Source organism: Nostoc sp. C96, from assembly GCF_059384975.1.
Window position 1 is genome coordinate 1,858,652 of record NZ_CM182020.1, and the last position, 18,918, is coordinate 1,877,569.

General features: G+C 38.8%; 16 protein-coding genes. 9 read left to right on the plus strand and 7 right to left on the minus strand.

Going from position 1 to position 18,918, the window contains the following annotated elements; translation table 11 throughout:
- Window positions 1-302: 302 nt before the first annotated feature.
- The gene (locus AC504W_RS08040) at window positions 303-2,732 is read left to right on the plus strand and encodes a hybrid sensor histidine kinase/response regulator (protein ID WP_494877227.1); all 2,430 of its coding nucleotides are present in this window, start codon (window positions 303-305) and stop codon (window positions 2,730-2,732) included.
- Between the two features lie 11 nt (window positions 2,733-2,743).
- Window positions 2,744-4,033: a hybrid sensor histidine kinase/response regulator gene (locus AC504W_RS08045; protein ID WP_494877229.1), complete on the plus strand. Its 1,290-nt coding sequence runs from the start codon at window positions 2,744-2,746 to the stop codon at window positions 4,031-4,033.
- A gap of 72 nt (window positions 4,034-4,105) precedes the next feature.
- Here AC504W_RS08045 and AC504W_RS08050 read toward each other — a convergent pair whose 3' ends face one another.
- Together AC504W_RS08050 and AC504W_RS08055 are read right to left on the minus strand one after the other, a co-directional pair.
- A complete protein-coding gene (locus AC504W_RS08050; RefSeq protein WP_494877230.1) occupies window positions 4,106-4,993 on the minus strand; it encodes an alpha/beta fold hydrolase in 888 nt (295 codons plus the stop codon).
- Window positions 4,994-5,079: 86 nt separating this feature from the next.
- On the minus strand, window positions 5,080-5,577 hold the full coding sequence (locus AC504W_RS08055; protein ID WP_494877231.1) for a HugZ family pyridoxamine 5'-phosphate oxidase: 498 nt from the start codon (window positions 5,575-5,577) through the stop codon (window positions 5,080-5,082).
- A gap of 150 nt (window positions 5,578-5,727) precedes the next feature.
- Here AC504W_RS08055 and AC504W_RS08060 point away from each other — a divergent pair, with 150 nt between their 5' ends.
- From AC504W_RS08060 to AC504W_RS08075, 4 genes are all read left to right on the plus strand, one after another.
- Window positions 5,728-7,209 carry a CIA30 family protein gene (locus tag AC504W_RS08060; RefSeq protein WP_494877233.1) on the plus strand — a complete coding sequence of 494 codons (1,482 nt, stop codon included), beginning with the start codon at window positions 5,728-5,730 and terminating at the stop codon, window positions 7,207-7,209.
- A gap of 248 nt (window positions 7,210-7,457) precedes the next feature.
- Window positions 7,458-7,805 (plus strand): hypothetical protein, encoded by a 348-nt coding sequence (locus AC504W_RS08065; protein ID WP_494877235.1) that lies wholly within the window; start codon window positions 7,458-7,460, stop codon window positions 7,803-7,805.
- 5 nt (window positions 7,806-7,810) lie between these two features.
- Complete coding sequence (locus AC504W_RS08070; protein WP_494877236.1) at window positions 7,811-8,203, plus strand: GFA family protein; 393 nt, start codon at window positions 7,811-7,813, stop codon at window positions 8,201-8,203.
- A 493-nt stretch (window positions 8,204-8,696) separates the two neighbouring features.
- Window positions 8,697-9,071, plus strand: coding sequence for a hypothetical protein (locus tag AC504W_RS08075; protein WP_096575052.1), 375 nt, complete (start codon window positions 8,697-8,699; stop codon window positions 9,069-9,071).
- A 204-nt stretch (window positions 9,072-9,275) separates the two neighbouring features.
- On the opposite strand, the gene AC504W_RS08080 is transcribed toward AC504W_RS08075, so the two are convergent.
- On the minus strand, window positions 9,276-10,064 hold the full coding sequence (locus tag AC504W_RS08080; RefSeq protein WP_494877237.1) for a DUF1868 domain-containing protein: 789 nt from the start codon (window positions 10,062-10,064) through the stop codon (window positions 9,276-9,278).
- A 288-nt stretch (window positions 10,065-10,352) separates the two neighbouring features.
- On the opposite strand from AC504W_RS08080, the gene holA reads away from it, so the two are divergent.
- Both holA and AC504W_RS08090 read left to right on the plus strand, forming a co-directional pair.
- Window positions 10,353-11,342 (plus strand): DNA polymerase III subunit delta, encoded by a 990-nt coding sequence (gene holA, locus AC504W_RS08085; RefSeq protein WP_494877239.1) that lies wholly within the window; start codon window positions 10,353-10,355, stop codon window positions 11,340-11,342.
- Window positions 11,343-11,452: 110 nt separating this feature from the next.
- On the plus strand, window positions 11,453-11,920 hold the full coding sequence (locus AC504W_RS08090) for a DUF4168 domain-containing protein (RefSeq protein ID WP_494877240.1): 468 nt from the start codon (window positions 11,453-11,455) through the stop codon (window positions 11,918-11,920).
- 190 nt (window positions 11,921-12,110) lie between these two features.
- On the opposite strand, the gene mutL is transcribed toward AC504W_RS08090, so the two are convergent.
- Entirely contained in the window at window positions 12,111-13,817 is a 1,707-nt protein-coding gene (gene mutL / locus AC504W_RS08095) for a DNA mismatch repair endonuclease MutL (RefSeq protein WP_494877241.1), read from the minus strand.
- Window positions 13,818-13,964: 147 nt separating this feature from the next.
- On the opposite strand from mutL, the gene AC504W_RS08100 reads away from it, so the two are divergent.
- Complete coding sequence (locus tag AC504W_RS08100; RefSeq protein WP_494877242.1) at window positions 13,965-14,300, plus strand: rhodanese-like domain-containing protein; 336 nt, start codon at window positions 13,965-13,967, stop codon at window positions 14,298-14,300.
- A gap of 55 nt (window positions 14,301-14,355) precedes the next feature.
- Here the strand turns inward: AC504W_RS08100 and AC504W_RS08105 are convergent, their stop codons facing one another.
- From AC504W_RS08105 to AC504W_RS08115, 3 genes are all read right to left on the minus strand, one after another.
- Window positions 14,356-15,399 carry an adenosine deaminase gene (locus AC504W_RS08105; RefSeq protein WP_494877243.1) on the minus strand — a complete coding sequence of 348 codons (1,044 nt, stop codon included), beginning with the start codon at window positions 15,397-15,399 and terminating at the stop codon, window positions 14,356-14,358.
- A 254-nt stretch (window positions 15,400-15,653) separates the two neighbouring features.
- Window positions 15,654-17,414 carry a protein kinase domain-containing protein gene (locus tag AC504W_RS08110; RefSeq protein ID WP_494877245.1) on the minus strand — a complete coding sequence of 587 codons (1,761 nt, stop codon included), beginning with the start codon at window positions 17,412-17,414 and terminating at the stop codon, window positions 15,654-15,656.
- A 369-nt stretch (window positions 17,415-17,783) separates the two neighbouring features.
- Entirely contained in the window at window positions 17,784-18,431 is a 648-nt protein-coding gene (locus AC504W_RS08115) for a PEP-CTERM sorting domain-containing protein (RefSeq protein ID WP_494877246.1), read from the minus strand.
- Window positions 18,432-18,918 lie beyond the last annotated feature (487 nt).

Consider the following 18,918-nt stretch of genomic DNA (forward strand, 5'->3'; position numbering starts at 1 on the left):
ACGCGGACGAAAATTCGTCTTTTAGATGGTGGGTTTGGTTTCATCAGTAAATAGTCGTGATGAACTACATACCCTAGAAAAAATGCCAGAAGGCGGTAAAGAGAATAATTTTTTAACTCAGTATTCTTTCTTTGAAGTTAAATGTTATAAATTACACATATTTTTAAAAAGTATCTTGCCTCTAGCCATTTTTAAAGTCATCCAAATATTTTGTTGAAAGTCATGTAAAGCTGTGATTCTCAATGATTGATTGGGCAATTTAACAATAGGTTTCTAGTGATTATTAATACATTTTTTAATATATGAAGCTTTGGAGAAGGTCTGAACCAAGTCCATTAAAATGTGATATTAAAAACAGCTACTCACGAAATTTACTGCTGAGATTTGTTGTTGGCAGCACTACAATTGCTGTCAGTATTGCAGCTTATTGCACCTATCTAGCAGCTCGCAGCCTGGCGTTAGCAGATTTGCAACAAAGTGCGTTTCAACAGGTGCAAAGAGGAGTTGATGAAATAGAAGAGTGGTTACACGTCCGCAAGGTAGAAGTACAAACCCTGGCAAATACTGCAACGGTACGTACTTTAGATTGGTCTGTAGCAGACCCATATTTACAGGCAGAAGTCAAGCGGATCAATGAATTTTTCTTTTTCCAAATAGTTACCCCGGATGGTTCGTTTTCTAATACTCAGGTTGGTAGGTCAACAAAGAATATTAAGGATCGAGACTTCTTTCAAAAAGCACTAGCAGGACAAAGTAACATTTCCGATCCCTTGATCAGCCGTTCTACAGGAATTCCTTTAATTGCGATCGCCACGCCAATCTATGGCAATTCTCAGGGTAATGGTTTACCAATTGGGGTATTTCACGGCAATGTAAAAGTTGATCGGATTGATCAGGTTGTTAATTCCCTGCGCTACGGCAATAACAGCTATGCTTTCGCCCTGAATTCCCAAGGACAGGCGATTGTTCACCCTAACGCGGCCTTAATGTCAACTGTAGAAAAACCTGCGCCCAGCCTGCTAAAAATTGCAGATCGTAATTTAAATGCGATCGCCCAGCAGATGGTAAACAAACAACAGGGAATTCAGTTGTTGGAAATTGACGGGACTAAAAAATATGTTGCTTATATTCCCTTACAAGAAGCTAATTGGTCTTTGGCTTTGGTAATTCCCCGCGAAAATATTGAATCTCGCTTGCAATTCCTGGATTTGATTGCGCTGATTGTCGCAGGACTAACAATCACCATGATTACTGTTTTGTGGCGAGTGCAAGCATTTGAACAAGCGCAACTAAAAAAATCTCAAACGGCGGCTGAGACAGCAAACCTCGCCAAAAGCGAATTTTTAGCCAACATGAGTCATGAACTGCGAACACCCTTAAATGGCATTTTGGGTTGCGCTCAAATTTTGCTGCGTTCCCAAGGTTTACCAGAAAAAGAGCAATATCACGTCAACATCATTGAACAATGTGGTTCTCATTTACTGACTTTGATTAATGACATCTTAGATCTCTCGAAAATTGAAGCCAGAAAACTGGAACTACATCCCCATGATGTGCATTTTCCGTCGTTTCTCCAAGGAATTGCCGAAATTGCTCAGATTCGGGCAGAACAAAAGGGGATTTTGTTTGTTTATGAAACCGTGAATGAATTACCCACAGCAGTTCATATCGATGTTAAAAGGTTGCGTCAGGTATTATTGAACCTGTTGGGAAACGCCATTAAATTTACCGATGAAGGTCAAGTTACTTTTAAAATTGAGGCGATCGCGCAACTTGACTCTCATGGACAAACACAGAAATACTTTATTCACTGTTCTATCGAAGATACAGGAATTGGTATAGCACCAGCAGAACTGAGTAAGATTTTTTTACCATTTGAGCAAGTAGGTGAAAAAAAGCGTCAGACCGAAGGTACAGGTTTGGGTTTAGCCATTACTCGCCAGTTAGTACAGATGATGGGTAGTGATATCTATGTCAAAAGCCAAGTTGGTGAGGGTAGCACTTTCTGGTTTGAATTAGAAATGCCAGCAGCCAGCGAATGGGTACAATCAGCGATGGCTGCATCAACAAAACAAATTATTGGCTTTGAGGGTAGTCCGCGCACAATTTTGATGGTGGACGATCGCTGGGAAAATCGCACAGTCATTACAAACTTGTTACAACCACTAGGCTTTCATGTAGTTGAAGCTAACAACGGTCAGGAAGGTTTAGCAAAAGCGATCGCCATCAAACCAGATTTGGTGATTACAGACCTACTCATGCCAGAAATGGATGGGTTTGAATTGATTCACAGTCTGCGTCACACCCCAGAAATTCAAGATGTCAAAATTATCGTTTCTTCCGCTAGTGTCTTTGAAACTGACCAAAATCGCAGTCTCCAAGCAGGTGGTAACGATTTTCTCAGCAAACCTGTACAAGTAGATGAATTACTCAATCAATTAGAACAGCATTTAAACTTGACATGGATTTATCAGCAGTCTCAGTCTGAGAGACAAGTAACCAATAAATTAGCTACAGCCAATATTCCATCAGATTCCTTGATTTCTCCTAGTCCCGAAGTATTGGGAGAACTCATCACATTAGCGAAAAAAGGTAACTTCAATGCCATCCTCAAGTGGGCTGATCAACTGGAGGCTTTAGATCCAAATTTCGCTAACTTTGCTAATCAACTAAGACAACTAGCAAGGCAATTTGATGAAGATATCTTGATCAGTTTTTTGCATCAAAATTAGGTAGAAACAAAATGACAGCAACAATATCTGAGCAAAAGTATGTTTGCGATCGCCACCCACGAGGAATTGTTTTAGTCGTTGATGATAACCCTGCTAATTTACAAGTTTTATCCAGCTTTTTAGATGAGTCTAACTTTGAAGTTTGGGCAGTTCGCAGTGGTGAAAAAGCTCTTCAGAAATTAAACAACGACAACTTACCAGATTTAATTTTGCTTGATGTGATGATGCCAGGTATGGATGGGTTTGAAACCTGCCAACATCTCAAAAAAGATCCTCGTTCTGAGGATATTCCTGTCATTTTTATGACTGCTCTCTCGGAAACTGCCGATAAAGTCAAAGGATTGCGATTAGGTGCTGTAGACTACATTACCAAACCTTTTCAGCATGAAGAAGTCTTAGTAAGGATAGAACATCATTTGAAGCTAAGAAATTTGACCAAAACTTTAATTGCTAAAAACACCGAACTCCAAAAAACTCAAACCCAACTCATCCAAGCCGAAAAGGTAGCAACTTTAGGTCAACTAGCCGCCGGAATTGCTCATGAGGTGAATAATCCCATCAATTTTATCGCTGGCAATTTAAATTTTTTAGAACAGTATGTTCAGGAAATAATAGGTTTAATCGAACTTTATCAAAAGCATCTATCCGAACCACCTAACGAAATTAAAAATGCCCTTGAAAAAAGTAATTTGAGTTTTTTGTTAAATGATATATCTAAAATTATTCAATCTATGCAACTTGGGACTAATCGCGTTACAGAAATTGTCTCATCGTTAAATAAGTTTTCTCGACACAGTGAAGCAGGTAAAAAAATCGCTGACCTACATGAAGGTATAGAAAACACCCTATTAATTATCGGTCATCGACTCAAAGCTAATGCTCATCGGGATGCTATTAAAATAATTAAAGAATATGGAGATTTACCACTTGTTGAGTGCTACCCAGGTGAAATAAACCAGGTTTTTATGAATTTGATTTGTAATGCCATAGATGCTATTGAAGAATCACAAAAAAATCAAAATTTTCACGAGACAAGCAATAACCCAGGTGTGATTCGTATTACAACAGAGGTAAGAGGAGAGAAAGTAATTATCAAATTTGCCGATAATGGCTCAGGAATTAGTGAAACAGAGCAAACAAAAATTTTCGATGCTTTCTATACAACTAAACCTATCGGGAAAGGAACTGGGTTAGGTTTATCGATTGCTTACCAAATTGTGGTTAATAATCATCATGGCAAACTATATTACCAATCGCATCTAGGTAAAGGTCTAGAGTTCATTATTGAATTACCTATCTGATTATTATGTCTGGTGAAAGACTGATAATTAAGGTACAGAGGAGAGAAGTTTTTGGGGTATGTCGAATTCAGGCTAATTTAAGTGCTGCTGTAATAGACCAATAATTACTTCTGGTAATTCTAAATGAGGCAGCACTCCAGCATCTGCGATCGCATAAAATTCTTGAATAGCATTAGTATTTAAATTAGCCAACCTCCGCCCTAATTTGATATTAGTAAATTGCGCTTTTTCGCCCCAAAAAAACACAGTTGGAATTGTTAACTGTTGCAGATATAAACTCAAATCAAAATACAAATCACCTCGTAAAAATGCCAAAGCAGCAAACCTCGCATTTGGTTGTTGTGCTGAAGTTAAATAAGCTGCTACCATTTCTGATGAAACACGATCCGGGTTGGCAAAAAGAAAACTTTGTAAAAAATTCCGCACTGCTAATTCATTTTCCGCACCCAACGCATAAATTAAACTATCTACCAGGGGTGTATTAATTACTGAAAGTGGTAATCTACGTCCAGCACCTTGACCAAAATCATCAAAACCCGAAGGAGAAACTAAATATAATGATTGAAATAATTGTGGTTGACTAATAGCTAAACGGATAGTCAAAGCAGCAGTTAACGATGAGGCAATAACTGTTACAGGCTGGTGACAAGTTTGAGTAATAAATTCGGCGATCGCATTTAGATAATCTTTAATTTGATAATCGCGCACTGGGTGTGCAGAATCACCCCAACCAATTAAATCAGGCGCTAAAATGCGATATTTTGCGGCAAAAGCTGGGTACACTTTCGACCATTCATAAGCAGAAGCTCCACCCCCAAAATTATGCAGAAATATTAGTGGGGTTAAATCTTCAGTATCAGCATTCAACCAAGGTGCAGATGTTTGAGTATAGTACACCATCGCTCCCAAGGAAGTATGAATCACTTTATGCCCAAAGCCAGGAGGTTGAAACTGAAGCATAAAAAGTATGAAGTAAAATATGAAGTATGAAATAAATGAGACAAAAGAGTTAAAGCTTTTTATTTACTACTCCCCACTCCCTTTATTTAGCGATTATCTCTAGTAATATGAGTTAGCTGATTTAAGTTATCACCACTAATTTTATAAGCGTTTCCAAAACCAAGAATAAAACGACCTGAACTAGGAATCAGTTGAAAAATCCGAAAGTCACCCAAGCTTTTTAAGACTTCAATCATTTCCCCAAAGCGTTCTTGAAGTTGGTCAACAATTTTACTCCAAGTATCTGTATCCCTTTCTATTAACGTAGCCGTACAATCAAAACTTAAACGACGACGAGCAAAAATATTATTACTTTTCGCTTCATCTTCAATAAATAAAATACTCAACCGAGGGTTAGCATAAATATTTTGTGTGTGAATTGCCAAGTCACTGATATAAATATAAATATTTTTGCCTTCATCAATCACGAAAGGCGCATAACTACTATTAGGTATGCCATCCTGACTGACTGTGCTAATAATGACACTCTGAAACTCTTGCAGAAAACTTGCATATTCAGCTTGAGCTTGTTCTAGTTGGCTCATAAGTGTTTTTTTGTATTTTTAGCAACATTTAAGTAAGTATTTTAGCGTTTTTGGGCGATCGCCAAAACACCAATTTATTGTACCTACTTCCTCATATTTGAGAACAAAACCGATATCATGTAACAAACAACAAGTAATGAGGACGCAATTGTGAGTGACAAAAATCGTTCTCAATGGGACTTAGGCAGGTTTATCAAAACCCTGTCTTACTTTGAGGTTATTCCCTTTCTCAACTGTATACAAAAACTCATCCAAGGTCGTCCCCAAGACACAAAATCTAGACCTAATGGAGAAAAAAGCGTGCGTGTAATATTAGTAGCCGGTGCAACAGGTGGTCTTGGTAAACGAGTCGTAGGACGACTTGTAAAACGAGGTTATCAAGTGCGCTGTCTGGTGCGTGATATTGACAAAGCAAGGTCAATTTTAGGTAACGATGTTGATTTAGTAGTTGCAGACATTACTAAACCAGAAACTTTAAATAGTTTAGTCATGGCTAATATTCAAGCCGTGATTTGTTGTACAGCCGTGCGTGTCCAACCAGTGGAAGGAGACACAGCTAATAGAGAAAAATATTATCAAGGTGTGAAATTCTACCAACCTGAAATTGTTGGCGACACTCCCGAAAATGTCGAATATCAAGGTGTGAAAAACTTAGTCGCCGCCGCTAACCACCTCCCCGCAGCCAACGAAAAACTTATATTTGATTTTACTCATCCCTCAGCCGAATTAAAAAATATTTGGGGTGCGCTAGATGATGTCGTCATGGGTGGTGTTAGTTCTAGTAATATTCAATTAACAGAAAATACCGCTGTGTTTGCTGGTAATGTTTCCACCGCCAACTCAGGAGGATTTGCATCTGTGAGAACTAAGAATTTTGACCCACCGTTTAATTTATCGGGTTACGCAGGCGTAGAATTACGCGTTAAAGGTGATGGTCAACGTTATAAAATCTTCCTCCGACCCGATGTAACTTGGGATGGTTTAGGTTATAGCTATTCTTTTGATACGGTCGCTAATACTTGGATAAATGTTCGCATTCCTTTTGCGGAATTAACACCTGTATTTCGAGCCAAAACTGTTAAAGATGCTCCACCATTAGATGCAAGTCGCATTAGCTCATTTCAACTTATGTTGAGCAAATTTGAATATGATGGTGCGTTAAATCCCAAATTTACACCTGGTGGTTTTAGCTTGCAGATAGAATCTATCAAAGCATATAACGGCAAAACTGCACCCCAATTTGTGCTTGTCAGTTCCGCAGGTGTCACCCGTCCCGGTAGACCAGGAATTAATTTAGATGAAGAACCACCCGCAGTCAGATTAAATGATCAATTGGGTGGTATTTTAACCTGGAAGTTAAAGGGCGAAGATAGTTTAAGAGCTAGTGGTATTCCTTACACAATCATTAGACCTTGTGCTTTAACAGAAGAACCAGGTGGACAGGAAGTAATCTTTGAACAAGGTGATAATATTCGCGGTAAAATCAGCCGAGAGGATGTGGCAGAAATTTGTGTACAAGCGTTAAAACAAAGTAAAGTACATCATGTCACTTTTGAGGTAAAAGCAACAGAAAATAAAGTTAACTCTCTCAAATGGGAGACACTATTTTCTGATTTGCAACCTGATAGATAAATTAACTACTGATTTATCAAAATAGAATTCAGGAGCCAAGAGTCAGCTTAAATTGTAGTGGGTATTATAGCGATGCTTAATACACTCACAAATATGGTATGTTACGGCTAAATTAGCATTGCATAGCCGTAACACACCCTAATTAATATTTACTTGGTGAACTCTCTGCGCCTTTGGTTAAAACAAATTCCTACGCTTACGTCAGTAAAGTCCCATACATTTTATCTTCTTTCTTTGCAGTTCGGACAATGAAGAGAATTCAAGTATTAGGAATTACGGTGGCTTTAGCTATCATACTTTGGGCTGGGTTATTTTCTAACACCGTATTATCACAGCAAACCGAATCTCGTCTGAATAATTTACAGGCTGATTTTAATCGTATGGAGTTGCGTTTGAATCAAATAGAATCTCAACTCGGAAACACCCGCCAGTCGCCTAACTCCAGAACAACAATTACCGTACCACAATCAAGCAGAAGAAATTTGTCACAAACAGAGCGGGATAAAATGTTTGACCGATTAGCGACTTTAGTGGTTGAATTAAAACAACAAGTGAATACGTTAGAAAAACGCATTGCTAAGTTAGAATCTCGTTAATTAATATGGCAATTAATATTTCAAAACCAATGATATATGAAGGTGGCTGTCATTGTAGTGCTGTACGTTTTCGAGTTGTAGTCAAGCAACACAAAGTCGATGATTGTAACTGTTCTATTTGCCGGAAGAAAGGGTTTTTACACTTAATCATTCCCAAGGAACAATTTACTTTATTACAAGGCGAAAATAAGTTAACAACTTACCAATTCAATACAGGAGTTGCTCAACATAAATTCTGTAGCATTTGTGGGATACATTCTTTTTATATTCCCCGTAGCCATCCAGATTGTATCGATGTCAATGTGCGCTGTTTAGATGGTGATGTCATATCAAATTTTGAAATTGTACCTTTTGATGGGATGAATTGGGAAGCTAATATCCACAAGTTGATTAATTAACATAGTGGCAGATAAGTAATTATAGTGGTGTTCATAATTTAAATGTTTTTCCTAAATAACGCGGAGAACAAGAAGAAATTGAGTAAGAAATAAAAATCTGCTTAATTGTTTCAAAAAGTAAACAATTAAAAACTAGATACTCGACTTTTGGAAGAAGTCGGGCATCTGATTTTTCATAAATTATTTATAACTGCTATATTATTTGTATATGCTTTATTCTCAGCACAGATGAGTTATCTGTAATTTATGATTTTTTGAAGAAAAAAGACAAAGTATATATTTTTGTAGAGCAATTGCTAAAGAAATATGAGGAAAAATCAACCACAGGCAATGTAGATTATATAAAGGTTGTACTAGGAGCGAATAGATGTCTCATTAGCCTGTTTTACAAGCTGATGTATCTGAATAAAGGGAATCTCTTCAAGTCAGCAAGCATAAAAAGATTATTCAGTTTATATCAGTTATTAACCCTTTGAAACTAGGGCGAATTTCTATGAATCAACCATATCTATCTCCCGATGATTTACCTTCTCATAAAACAACACTAATTAGTGAATTATTACTTAGTCAACTAGAAGAAACGGTTAAACAACGCTTTTTTTCTACTTGCGATCGCACTGTACGTCTTTTACTCTCTGGTTGTCATTGGTATTTCAAAATTAATAGCGGTATTCTCATATTAATCATGGTTTGCCATGATATCGAAAGCTATCAGAACATTATGATGACTGTTCCTCATTTAGCAGACAAATTAAAAAAGTTTGCCAACCAAGCTAAAATTAGTATTAGTTCTCCTGTGAACCAAGGTGTTCCTTGGGTAATTAGTGTCAATGATCTCTTTTTTGGGGAAGAATCATCTGAGCGTTAATCGAGAATGGCTTAGGCACAAATATTGTCTATTGAGACTGGGTGTAGAAGTGCAATAGTGTTGAAGAGCTACACCCTTCTCTAAAACCTTAATTTTTCGTTTTCTTGAGTAAATTCTACATAATCTAAATTAGAAGATATGGAGACAAAAGTTAATTTTATTTGTCTCCATATCCAGTTTTACCCTACCTTGCCAGGTACAAACTTAAAAATCTAAACTTGGCCAGTCTGGTTCACGGTAATAGCGTGTCATATCATCAAATTTCCGCAATTCAACGCGGTTAACGAGAATTTCTGGAAAATCTCCTAACCATTGTTGATTTAATTCACAAAGCATATCACTGAGTTTATTTCGGTCTAAATTAGGTGAAATATCACCGAAGTAGCCTAATGTAATATGGGCTGTTAGGTGATAATGTTGTTCAATCCCTAATGCAATCAACTTGGGGTTTTGATAAATTTGCCGACGAAATTGAATAACTTGTTCATAGGAACTTTCATCTTTGGGTACTAAACAAACACCCAATGCTCTTGGCATCAAAACCAATCCCAACATTTGCCAGTAAATAGGGTTAGTTCCCGATGTTATGGATTGTTGATATTGTTGAAAGATTTCCGCACAGTAATGGCGTAATTCTTCCTCAAATTTGGGATTTTTCTCACAAGCATCAAGATAAGCATGATCCCAAATCAAGTCTGCCAAAGTTAAATGAAAGCTCGCAGGTGGTACTGGGACAATCAAATCATGGTTGACAGGCAGCTGCAACAGTTGCTCTTGATAAGTTGCTAATTTTTCGTAAAAAGCAGAGTTTTCGACTGCTTCATCGGCGGTGGGAGTAATCAATGTATAGCCAGGAAAAGGTGTTGCTTGTCTCGTTCCCGAATGGGGTTGGAACTTTGAAGACTCCTGGATATGCTGAACTTGGGACTTATATGCTTCTGGTAGCATCATTCTTGCTACCCGGTTTAGGTAAGTTTGGTAATTGTCGTCCAATCTTTAATAGCCTCGCGTTCTTACTTGATAGATTTTAGGGAAAATTATCCAATTGTGACTAAGTTGACTTAAAAAGTATTTAGCATTTGGGAAGGGGAGTAGGAAAAAGTATGAAGTTTGAAGTCTGAATATTTCACCGTTGTTAGTCCCTGATACCATTTCACGAAAAAAAATGATACAGATTTATGGGTTTTTCATTCTTTCCCCCTGCTCCCTGCTCCCTGCCCCCTGCGGTCTATTTGTATCAAACTTAAAGTGAAACGGTATGAGATGCTATGAGGTTGATATATGCCAGTTTTGGTTTACTGGGGTGAAGATGACTTTGCTATGGAAAAAGCGGTTAATTCGTTGCGCGATCGCATTTTAGATCCCCTGTGGACAGATTTTAACTATTCTTATTTTGCGCCTGATCAACCTGATACAGCGATCGCGGCTTTAAATCAAGTGATGACTCCCGCTTTTGGCGCTGGTGGGCGTTTGGTTTGGCTGATGAATACAAACCTCTGTCAACAATGTCCTGATCACGTTTTGGCAGAATTGACGCGCACTTTACCAGTAATTCCCGAAAATTCCTTTTTATTACTCACCAGCCGCAGTAAACCAGATGAACGGCTGAAATCTACAAAATTGCTCAAACAATTCGCCACGGAGTTTCGGGAATTTGCCCTCATACCACCGTGGAAAACTGAATTAATTGTGCAAGCTGTTCAGCAAGCGGCTCAAACTGTGGGAGTTCAACTTGCACCTCAAACGACTGAACTGTTAGCCGAAGCAGTGGGTAATGATACAAGGTTACTTTACAATGAGTTAGAGAAATTACGGCTGTATCATCTGGAAAGCAAAAAGCCTTTAGATGTAGATACTATTAGCAAATTAGTCAGGAATACTACGCAAAATAGTTTACAATTAGCAGCAGCAATTAGAACAGGCGATACAGGCAAAGCTTTAACTGTGTTGACTGACTTGCTAAATGCGGCAGAACCAGGATTGCGGATAGTGGCAACATTAATTGGTCAATTTCGCACTTGGTTGTGGGTCAAAATTGCCACAGATAACGGTGAGAGGAACCCACAGGCGATCGCTCAAGCCGCCGATGTTAGCAACCCTAAACGTATCTACTTTTTACAACAAGAAGTCAAATTTCTGTCTGTGCAGCAACTAATTTCGTGTTTACCGTTACTGTTGGAGTTAGAAGTCAGCCTTAAGCAAGGATCTGCGGAAATATCCACACTCCAGACAAAAGTAATTGAACTTTGTCAAATATGTAAAGGCAACTGAAAATACATATAAAATTTCGGTACACTGAAATTTCGTTGGAACTTCTCACTCCAAAAATAATTCACAATCAATAACGCACCCCTAAGATTGAGTCCTGTGTCACAGACATTATGAACAACGTTACTAGTTTGTTTTTCCGAGATACTCTGAAAAATTTATTACCGAGAAATTTATTTTTTGGAGTTATGGCTAGTGCTAGTTTGTTAGCCGGCACTTTAACATTTACAGCCAAAGCTGATGCTCAAACTCCATCTGTGAACAACAACGAAATTGTCAGCTATGCCCAAGCGGTTTTAGCAATGGAGCCATCGCGCCAACAAGCCTTTGGAGAAATTAAAAAATTAATCGGTGGTGGAGAAATTCCCCAGATTGTTTGTAATAACCCTCAAAGCATTGATAGCCTACCACGCAAAGCCAGAGATATTGCTGTTAACTACTGTAATCGCTCTCAAAAAATAGTTGAAGAAAATGGTTTAAGCATTGAGCGTTTCAATAAGATTACTGTAGAAATTCAAAATGACAATAACTTAAAAAGGCAGATTTACAATACATTAATTCGCCTGCAAAAAAAATCCTGATTTTTATTAGAGGAGAATTCATCATTGAAAAACTTTCTACCGCTACTTTTGAGACTTAATGTGTTTAGTTAAATAATTTGAAATGTTAGGTGATTTATCCTGAGTTTTTTAGACAGAATAATAGTGAAAATCACATCGTCAATTGTTGCTATTGACCATTGACCCTTGACCCTTGACTATTGAGTAAAATTCATATTCCGTGGCTTTTGCCAATTACCCAATGCCTGCGGAAAAATCGGGCTAAGGCAGATTCTTCTAGTGATAAATAGATAGGTCTGCCGTGGGGACAGGTACGGGGGTTACGAGTGCGTTGCCATTGGTCTAACAGTGTTTGCATTTCTTGGAGATTTAGTGGCGTGCCGTTACGAATCGCACTCCGGCAAGCAACGGCAACTTGAGCCGCTTGTAAGTCCCCACCCCAACTGAGTTCTAAAATTGCTTCTGCACAGTCTTCTCGTTGCTGTAAAAGGGCGGGTATATTACGAACTGCCCAAAGTTGTTCACCAAAGGTTTCTATCTCTAAACCAATGCGTTGCAGTTGAGAAACTTGTGCTGATGATAATTGATAAAGAATAATTGACGGTTCGACACGCACAAGTTGCCAGTTATCACAGATTTGTTCGTACAAAACTCGTTCGTGGGCGATATGCTGTTCTACTAGCCACATACCACCAGAATGTTCAGCCACAATATAAGTGTTGCTAACTTGGGCGACAGCTTTTAAAGAGTGCTGAGTAGTTTCTGGTTTGGGATTAAAGTTATAACCACCTTTTTCTTCTGCGGCTTTGAGTAATTTACTCACTCTGGTGGTGTGGACAGCTTCTGGAAAATTAGCAGCATCAATGCGGAGTGCTTGGTCAATAGCTTGAGTTATTTGTTCTTGCCAATAGTTGAGTTCATTGAGATATATTTCAGTTTTTGCAGGATTGCGATTCCAGTTAATTTGGTCGGGAGAAATTTCTAGATGTAATAAACAAATGGGATAGCGATCGCGTGGTAATGTCCGATGAAACGCTGATAAAATCGTTTGCTCAATTTCTGGTGATTTCACCATCCTGCCATTAATCGCTATTCTTACCCAATCTGGGCGATGGCGATGACAACGGTCTGGTAATCCTACTACTAAATTAAGTGCTGAGTGCTGAGTGCTGTTAACTGAGCGCTGTTCACTGAGCGCAGCCGAAGTGTGAGTACTGAGTGCTGGGTGGGGAAGTTGAAGTTTTAGTTCTTGTAAATCACCTTGGCGGACTTGCGGTAAAATCTGCGGCAGTAGTTTTCCGGTGGTGGCTGCGGGAGAAATGGTGAACCATACTCGGTCATTTTGCCAAAGTTGCCATGTGACTTGCGGATGACACAGGGCAATTTGATGAATTGTTGCTTGTACAGCTTTCATTTGCTGTGTCGCACTGGGCAAACCCTGACGGCGAGATAAGCAATTACCAAAAAGATTGGAGACTGTGACTACTGTACCAGGTGCGATCGCTGTTGCTTCTACTTTTAACGCCTTGCCATCATTACCATAAACAACCCGCCACCCCAAATTGCCATCGGCTGGACGACTCAGAATTTCTAAATCTGCCAAAGTTGTCAGGCTGTGCAAAGCTTCACCACGAAATCCCAAGCTATTAATTTTCCATAAATCATCACTAGAGCGAATCTTACTAGTACTATGGGCTGTGGCGGCTTGTTGCAGGTCTTCTAGGTTCATCCCACAACCATTGTCAGCAACGCGGATGCGCCAGTGTTGTGGCCAGAGGTAAATGACAATTCTGGTTGCACCTGCATCTAGAGAATTTTCCGCCAATTCCCTCACTACAGATGCTAAGGAGTCAATCACCTCGCCAGCCGTAATGAGATATACAACTTCTGTGGGTAAAGCTTGAATAGTAGATGCCATAAATTACAGTTTAGGGCAGCAAGCAACTCTTGAATAGAATGAGTATTTTTCTCTGCCCAAATATAATTTTGGATTAATTATAAAGAAACCTCAATTAAAAGACGATTGTTGATAGATTGCTTGTGAGGTTGAAAGCGGAAAATGCTTATGAGTAGTAACTTAGCCACCGATGCTCACGAATTAAAGTCTCGTTTGGAATGGGGTCAACCAGCTTTTACAATTATTGATGTGCGCGATCGCCACAGTTACAATTACGTGCATATCTCTGGGGCAATGCAAATCCCGATCGATGACTTGGAAAAACGCGCTACATTTTCTTTACACAAACAACGTCATATCTATGTATATGGCGAAAATGAACAACAAACCGCCACAGCAGCACAAATATTACGCGATGCTGGATTTACTGAGGTAGCTGAAATCAAAGGTGGTTTCATCGCTTGGAAAATAGTCGGCGGTGCGATGGAGGGTCTTGCTGTGTAAGATCAACTGGAGAATGGGGAGTAGGGAGTAAACTTTCACCCCTAACCCCCTCTCTCTAATCTTTCATCATAATCACTTTCGGAGTTTCTGGCTGTAGTAAACCATTTAACAGCGATGCTGGACGGTGACTATAAGGCCAAGCAAAAGCATGGCGAAAAGCCGCGTCTTGGCAAGCTTGTAACTGAGCAAAGCTAATAATGTCGTAAGTCAAGAGATTTTCGTATTCAAATGGTAAACGGACATTATGTAAGCCAGCATTGTCAGTACAAATGGCGATATCTACCCCAGCCTCAAAACAACGGTCAAAGACTAATTTGAGTTGACGGATATCCTGTAAGGTGCCTGTTTTGATGTATGTTGTCGGGCAGACTTCCAAACACTGCCCTCGTCTGGCGATATCTGGAAGTAATTCTGGATATAACAAAGGAATTTGGATACCGTGACCAATCCGCATCAGATAGGGTAGCAGTTCTGGGTAACAACCAGCGGTAGTTTCGTAAAGATGTCCAGTGGTATTGATGCCTTGCGATCGCGCATAATCATACAGACTAATCCATTCTTGCAGGCGATCGGCATAGTAGCTATCACCCCCTGCAACATCTATTCCACAAACATACTGTCTGTTCTGCACCGCCAAATCAATAATTGCCTTATTTACCTCAAATGGTAGGCGCGTGTGCATACACAAAATTTGGCTAGTCACAATAGGGCATTCTTGAATATGACTGGCTTTGCCCACTACGTCCACAATTTCTGCCATTTTGTCAATTCTTTGCGATTGACTTAAATGTTCTGGTGTCCGTAGGTATGGGGTATAGCGCAATTCAAGATAAGCCAAATTTTCAAATATATAAGCACCCCGTACCAAGCGATAAATAAAGTAAGGCAAAGTTTCTACAGTTTGCACACTCTCAACTAAGGTATGCAGTTCTAAATATTCATCTAAGGTATTGCGGGGCTTGGTATAAAAATCTTCAAACTCTCCGTAGTTAGGAAAGCGAGAAATAAATTCCGCAGAATGTCGTTCAAAATACCGCCATAAAACGCGCGGTACAACTGAACCGCCTAAATGCCTATGTAATTCAGCGTGTAAAGCCATAGTAGTTTATTTAGAAAATTTCAATAATAGTAACAAAAACATCAAAAAGAAAAATCTATACTGAGAGTAAGATTCTGTAAAGCTAAGGTTAATTAAAATAATTGATCAAAAAATTGAGAATTTTTATATAAGACTCATCCTTGATTTTTGCAAAAAATCAGCACATTTCTATCTGTCTTCTTTCCTGTTACCTGTTCCCTCTCTACATAAGTATTTTCAGTAATCAAACTAGAGTCTTATATATGCACTATCAACTAGCGAATATTTACTTCTTGTAGTTGATTTTCTAAATGCGAATTGAGCAGTTTATTTGTATTTTCTTTAGGAGCAACTATACCGAAAGCTAAATCTTGACTGCGAGTTTGCCAACGTTGCTTTTGAGTATACTCTTGCAGTTTAGTTTGAGCTTGAGCATACACTTTTGTATCTTTAGGAATTTGCCGCAGAAACCTAACTGCTCCATCAAAGTCGCCAAAAGCTGCTTTTTTATAAGCATTTTGTAAAAAGTAAGTGGCTCTAACTTGCCGTTTTTGATTATATTCAGCCAATTTTTTCTGCACTATAGCGCCAGCCGAACTTTCCTGGGGAATTTGGCTCAGATATGCTAAAGCAGTCGAAAAATCTCTAGCTTCAGCTTTTGCATAAGCTTTAGTGAGTAAACTTTGTGCTTGTGTTTCGATATTAACTCGTGCTTGTTGAACAAGTTGGTCTGTTTTTGATTGCCAATATAAAATATCTGGGACTTGATAAGCTGTTTTGAGAACATCTGACCATCTACCTTCATTCAAGGCTTGTTCTGCTAATAAATATTGTTCCGCAGCCTGAAGCCATTCTTTTTGCCAGGTTTCGATAGTGGCTTGTACTTCTGGGTAAACATTGCTGTAGGATGGAATTGATTTAGCCAGTGCGATCGCACCTTGCAAATCCCCAGCTTGATAGTTCTCTGTGGCTTTATATAAAGTTTCGCTTTCTGAATAAGCAGGAGAATTATTTAGTAAAGAATAAACACCAAATCCCATCAACAAAGAATTAGCCGCCAGTCCGATTTTCATCCCTGTGAGTAATGGCGATAACTTGTCAGAATGAGAATTTTGCTGATTATCATCACTAATACGTACCAGAGGTGATGGCTCACTATATCGTGTTGCTAAAACTGGAGATGGCTGAGTTTCTCGCCGCATTTGTTTGAGTACACGCAGTACTTCACCCGCTGACTGAAAACGTTCTAGAAAATCATAGCGGATCATTTGGCTGAGAATAGCAGCTAAATAATCACCAACTGGAGTGTTGGGTAAACGCCAGATAATTTCATTTGTTTGCGGATCAACTTTAAACTGTAGCGGTTCTAAACCTGTGAGCGCCTGGATAGCAATCATACCCAAAGCATAAATATCACTATTAGGGCGTGTTTGACCAATAAATTGCTCTGGTGGAATGTAACCCAATGATGTTACAGGAATCCAATCAATTGGTAATTCCGTATCTAGAGAAAACTTAACAGACTGGATAGAACCAAAGTCAATTAAAACTAGTTTGCCATCAATACAACGCCTAATTAAATTTTCTGGTTTAATATCACAATGAATCACGCCTTGAGAATGCACAAATTCTAAAATTTGTAAGACATCTTCTAAAAATTCCACAATTTCGCTTTCAGTCCACAGACATCCCCACTGTTGATGAATTGGTAGTTCTGCTGTTAAATCATGTCCTTCGACAAACTCTTGTACGAGATATAGCCGCTCATGTTCTTCAAAGCAAGCAATGAGTTCGGGAATTTGCGGATGGCTACCCAGACGTTTGAGTGTTTCTGTTTCCGTGAGAAAATGCAGTCTTAATGTTTCTAAATAGCTAGTTTGGCAATTGCTGGTTTTCAACTGCTTAACGACATATTTAGGGTCTTCTGGGTAATCTATGTCTATAGCAGTATATGTCTGTCCAAATACCCCTGCACCCAGACTTTCAACGATTTGGTACCGTGATTGTAGTACTTTACCGATCATGTAGTGGCTCATAAGCTGGTTACTTAGTAAGTCCTCATATAACTTTTCGGACATCACCTGATTGTTTCCGGATGTCCTGAAAAATAAATCACTTGAGCTTTAATTACGGTCTTCTTAGCTTGTTAATTTTTACGTATTTTTATCAAAAAAATAAAGTTACTTTGCTATTTGCACTACATATAAATCTAAATTAGCGAGTCATTGACTATAGTATCGAGAAAATAGCGATCAATGCCGTGTTTTTACGAGCAACATTCGCAAACCTAAAGAAAAGGGTTCCTTGCGAGGAGAGAAGGAACCCTTGTGCGTATTTGCGTAGAAAAGAACTCTGCAATCAAGCTAATCCAGTTTATGAATTATCCCCGTCTTTCAGGAATGCAACTATGCTACAGGAGCTTTTTGTTTACGCTTCATCCATAAACCCATAGCACCAGCAACAGCAATACCAGCAGTAGAAACAGGCTCAGGTACAGGTGTAGATTTGATGGGGATTTGTCCAGCAACTATAGTGTTGGAGAATATTACACTACTGAACAGTCCGTCAGTTGGGCCATTTCCGGGTGAACCTGTAAATCCAGGATTAAATACTACTCCTAAACTTGCTGTTTCTGCACCTGTTGATGCGGCGACAAAATTGGTAAAGCGAACACCATCATTCACTGCTATACCAGTGTTACCAACGATCGCACTAGAAAAGGTTTTTAAAATATTGTTAGAAGCATCTCGTACATTTACCAGCCAACTGCTTAAATTAACTTGTGTTGCAGTTGGTAGTTGATCTACATCTACTGTGTAACTTCCATCAAAAGAACCATTTTGCAAAGCTACAGATACACCGCTAGAACCGGGAAGCGCTAGGGATTCAAATTGACCAGAAAAATTATATGTGGTTAAAGTTGCAGCTTGGGCGGGAGCATTAGCCACAGCCGCTAACATAGCAGCACCAAGAGCAATACCGGCAGTAGCTTGAGATAGTTTTTTGTAGGATGTTGTAAGCATGAGTTGAGTTTCTCCAAAAGTAGGTTTCATAAATTGGGGGAGTGCTGACAAAATTTTGGCAAAGTGATTTCTGCACCAGAGAAAAAATCTCTAGCTATCAAGAAGTTAAACATCACTTAATTGCATTAGTGAAAAGCTTTTACATCAGCAAGCTGAGTAACTTCAGTAGTTTTTTTCTAAGTGACTTCTATATATCTGCATAATGCTTGGTTAGCATGATACCAACTTTATAAAAGCTGTACTTACACAAATTTACGGAAATCAAATGATGAATTCGAGCAACTTTTTTTCGATGTCAGCAATATTTTTGTGGCTACGCACTTCATTAATTTGCTCAATAGTACGGTATTCACTTTGCTGCATTTTACATCTCTAATTAACTCCCTAGTTCAATTAAGCTCGATTGTCATTGTTGCCTCTGCACATCTCTATACTGTCAGTAGACAAAAAAAACGGCAATAAAAATGGGGTTATTTTACGAAAAGATTAAATTCAAGTTTCAGTAGTATCTAAGTGA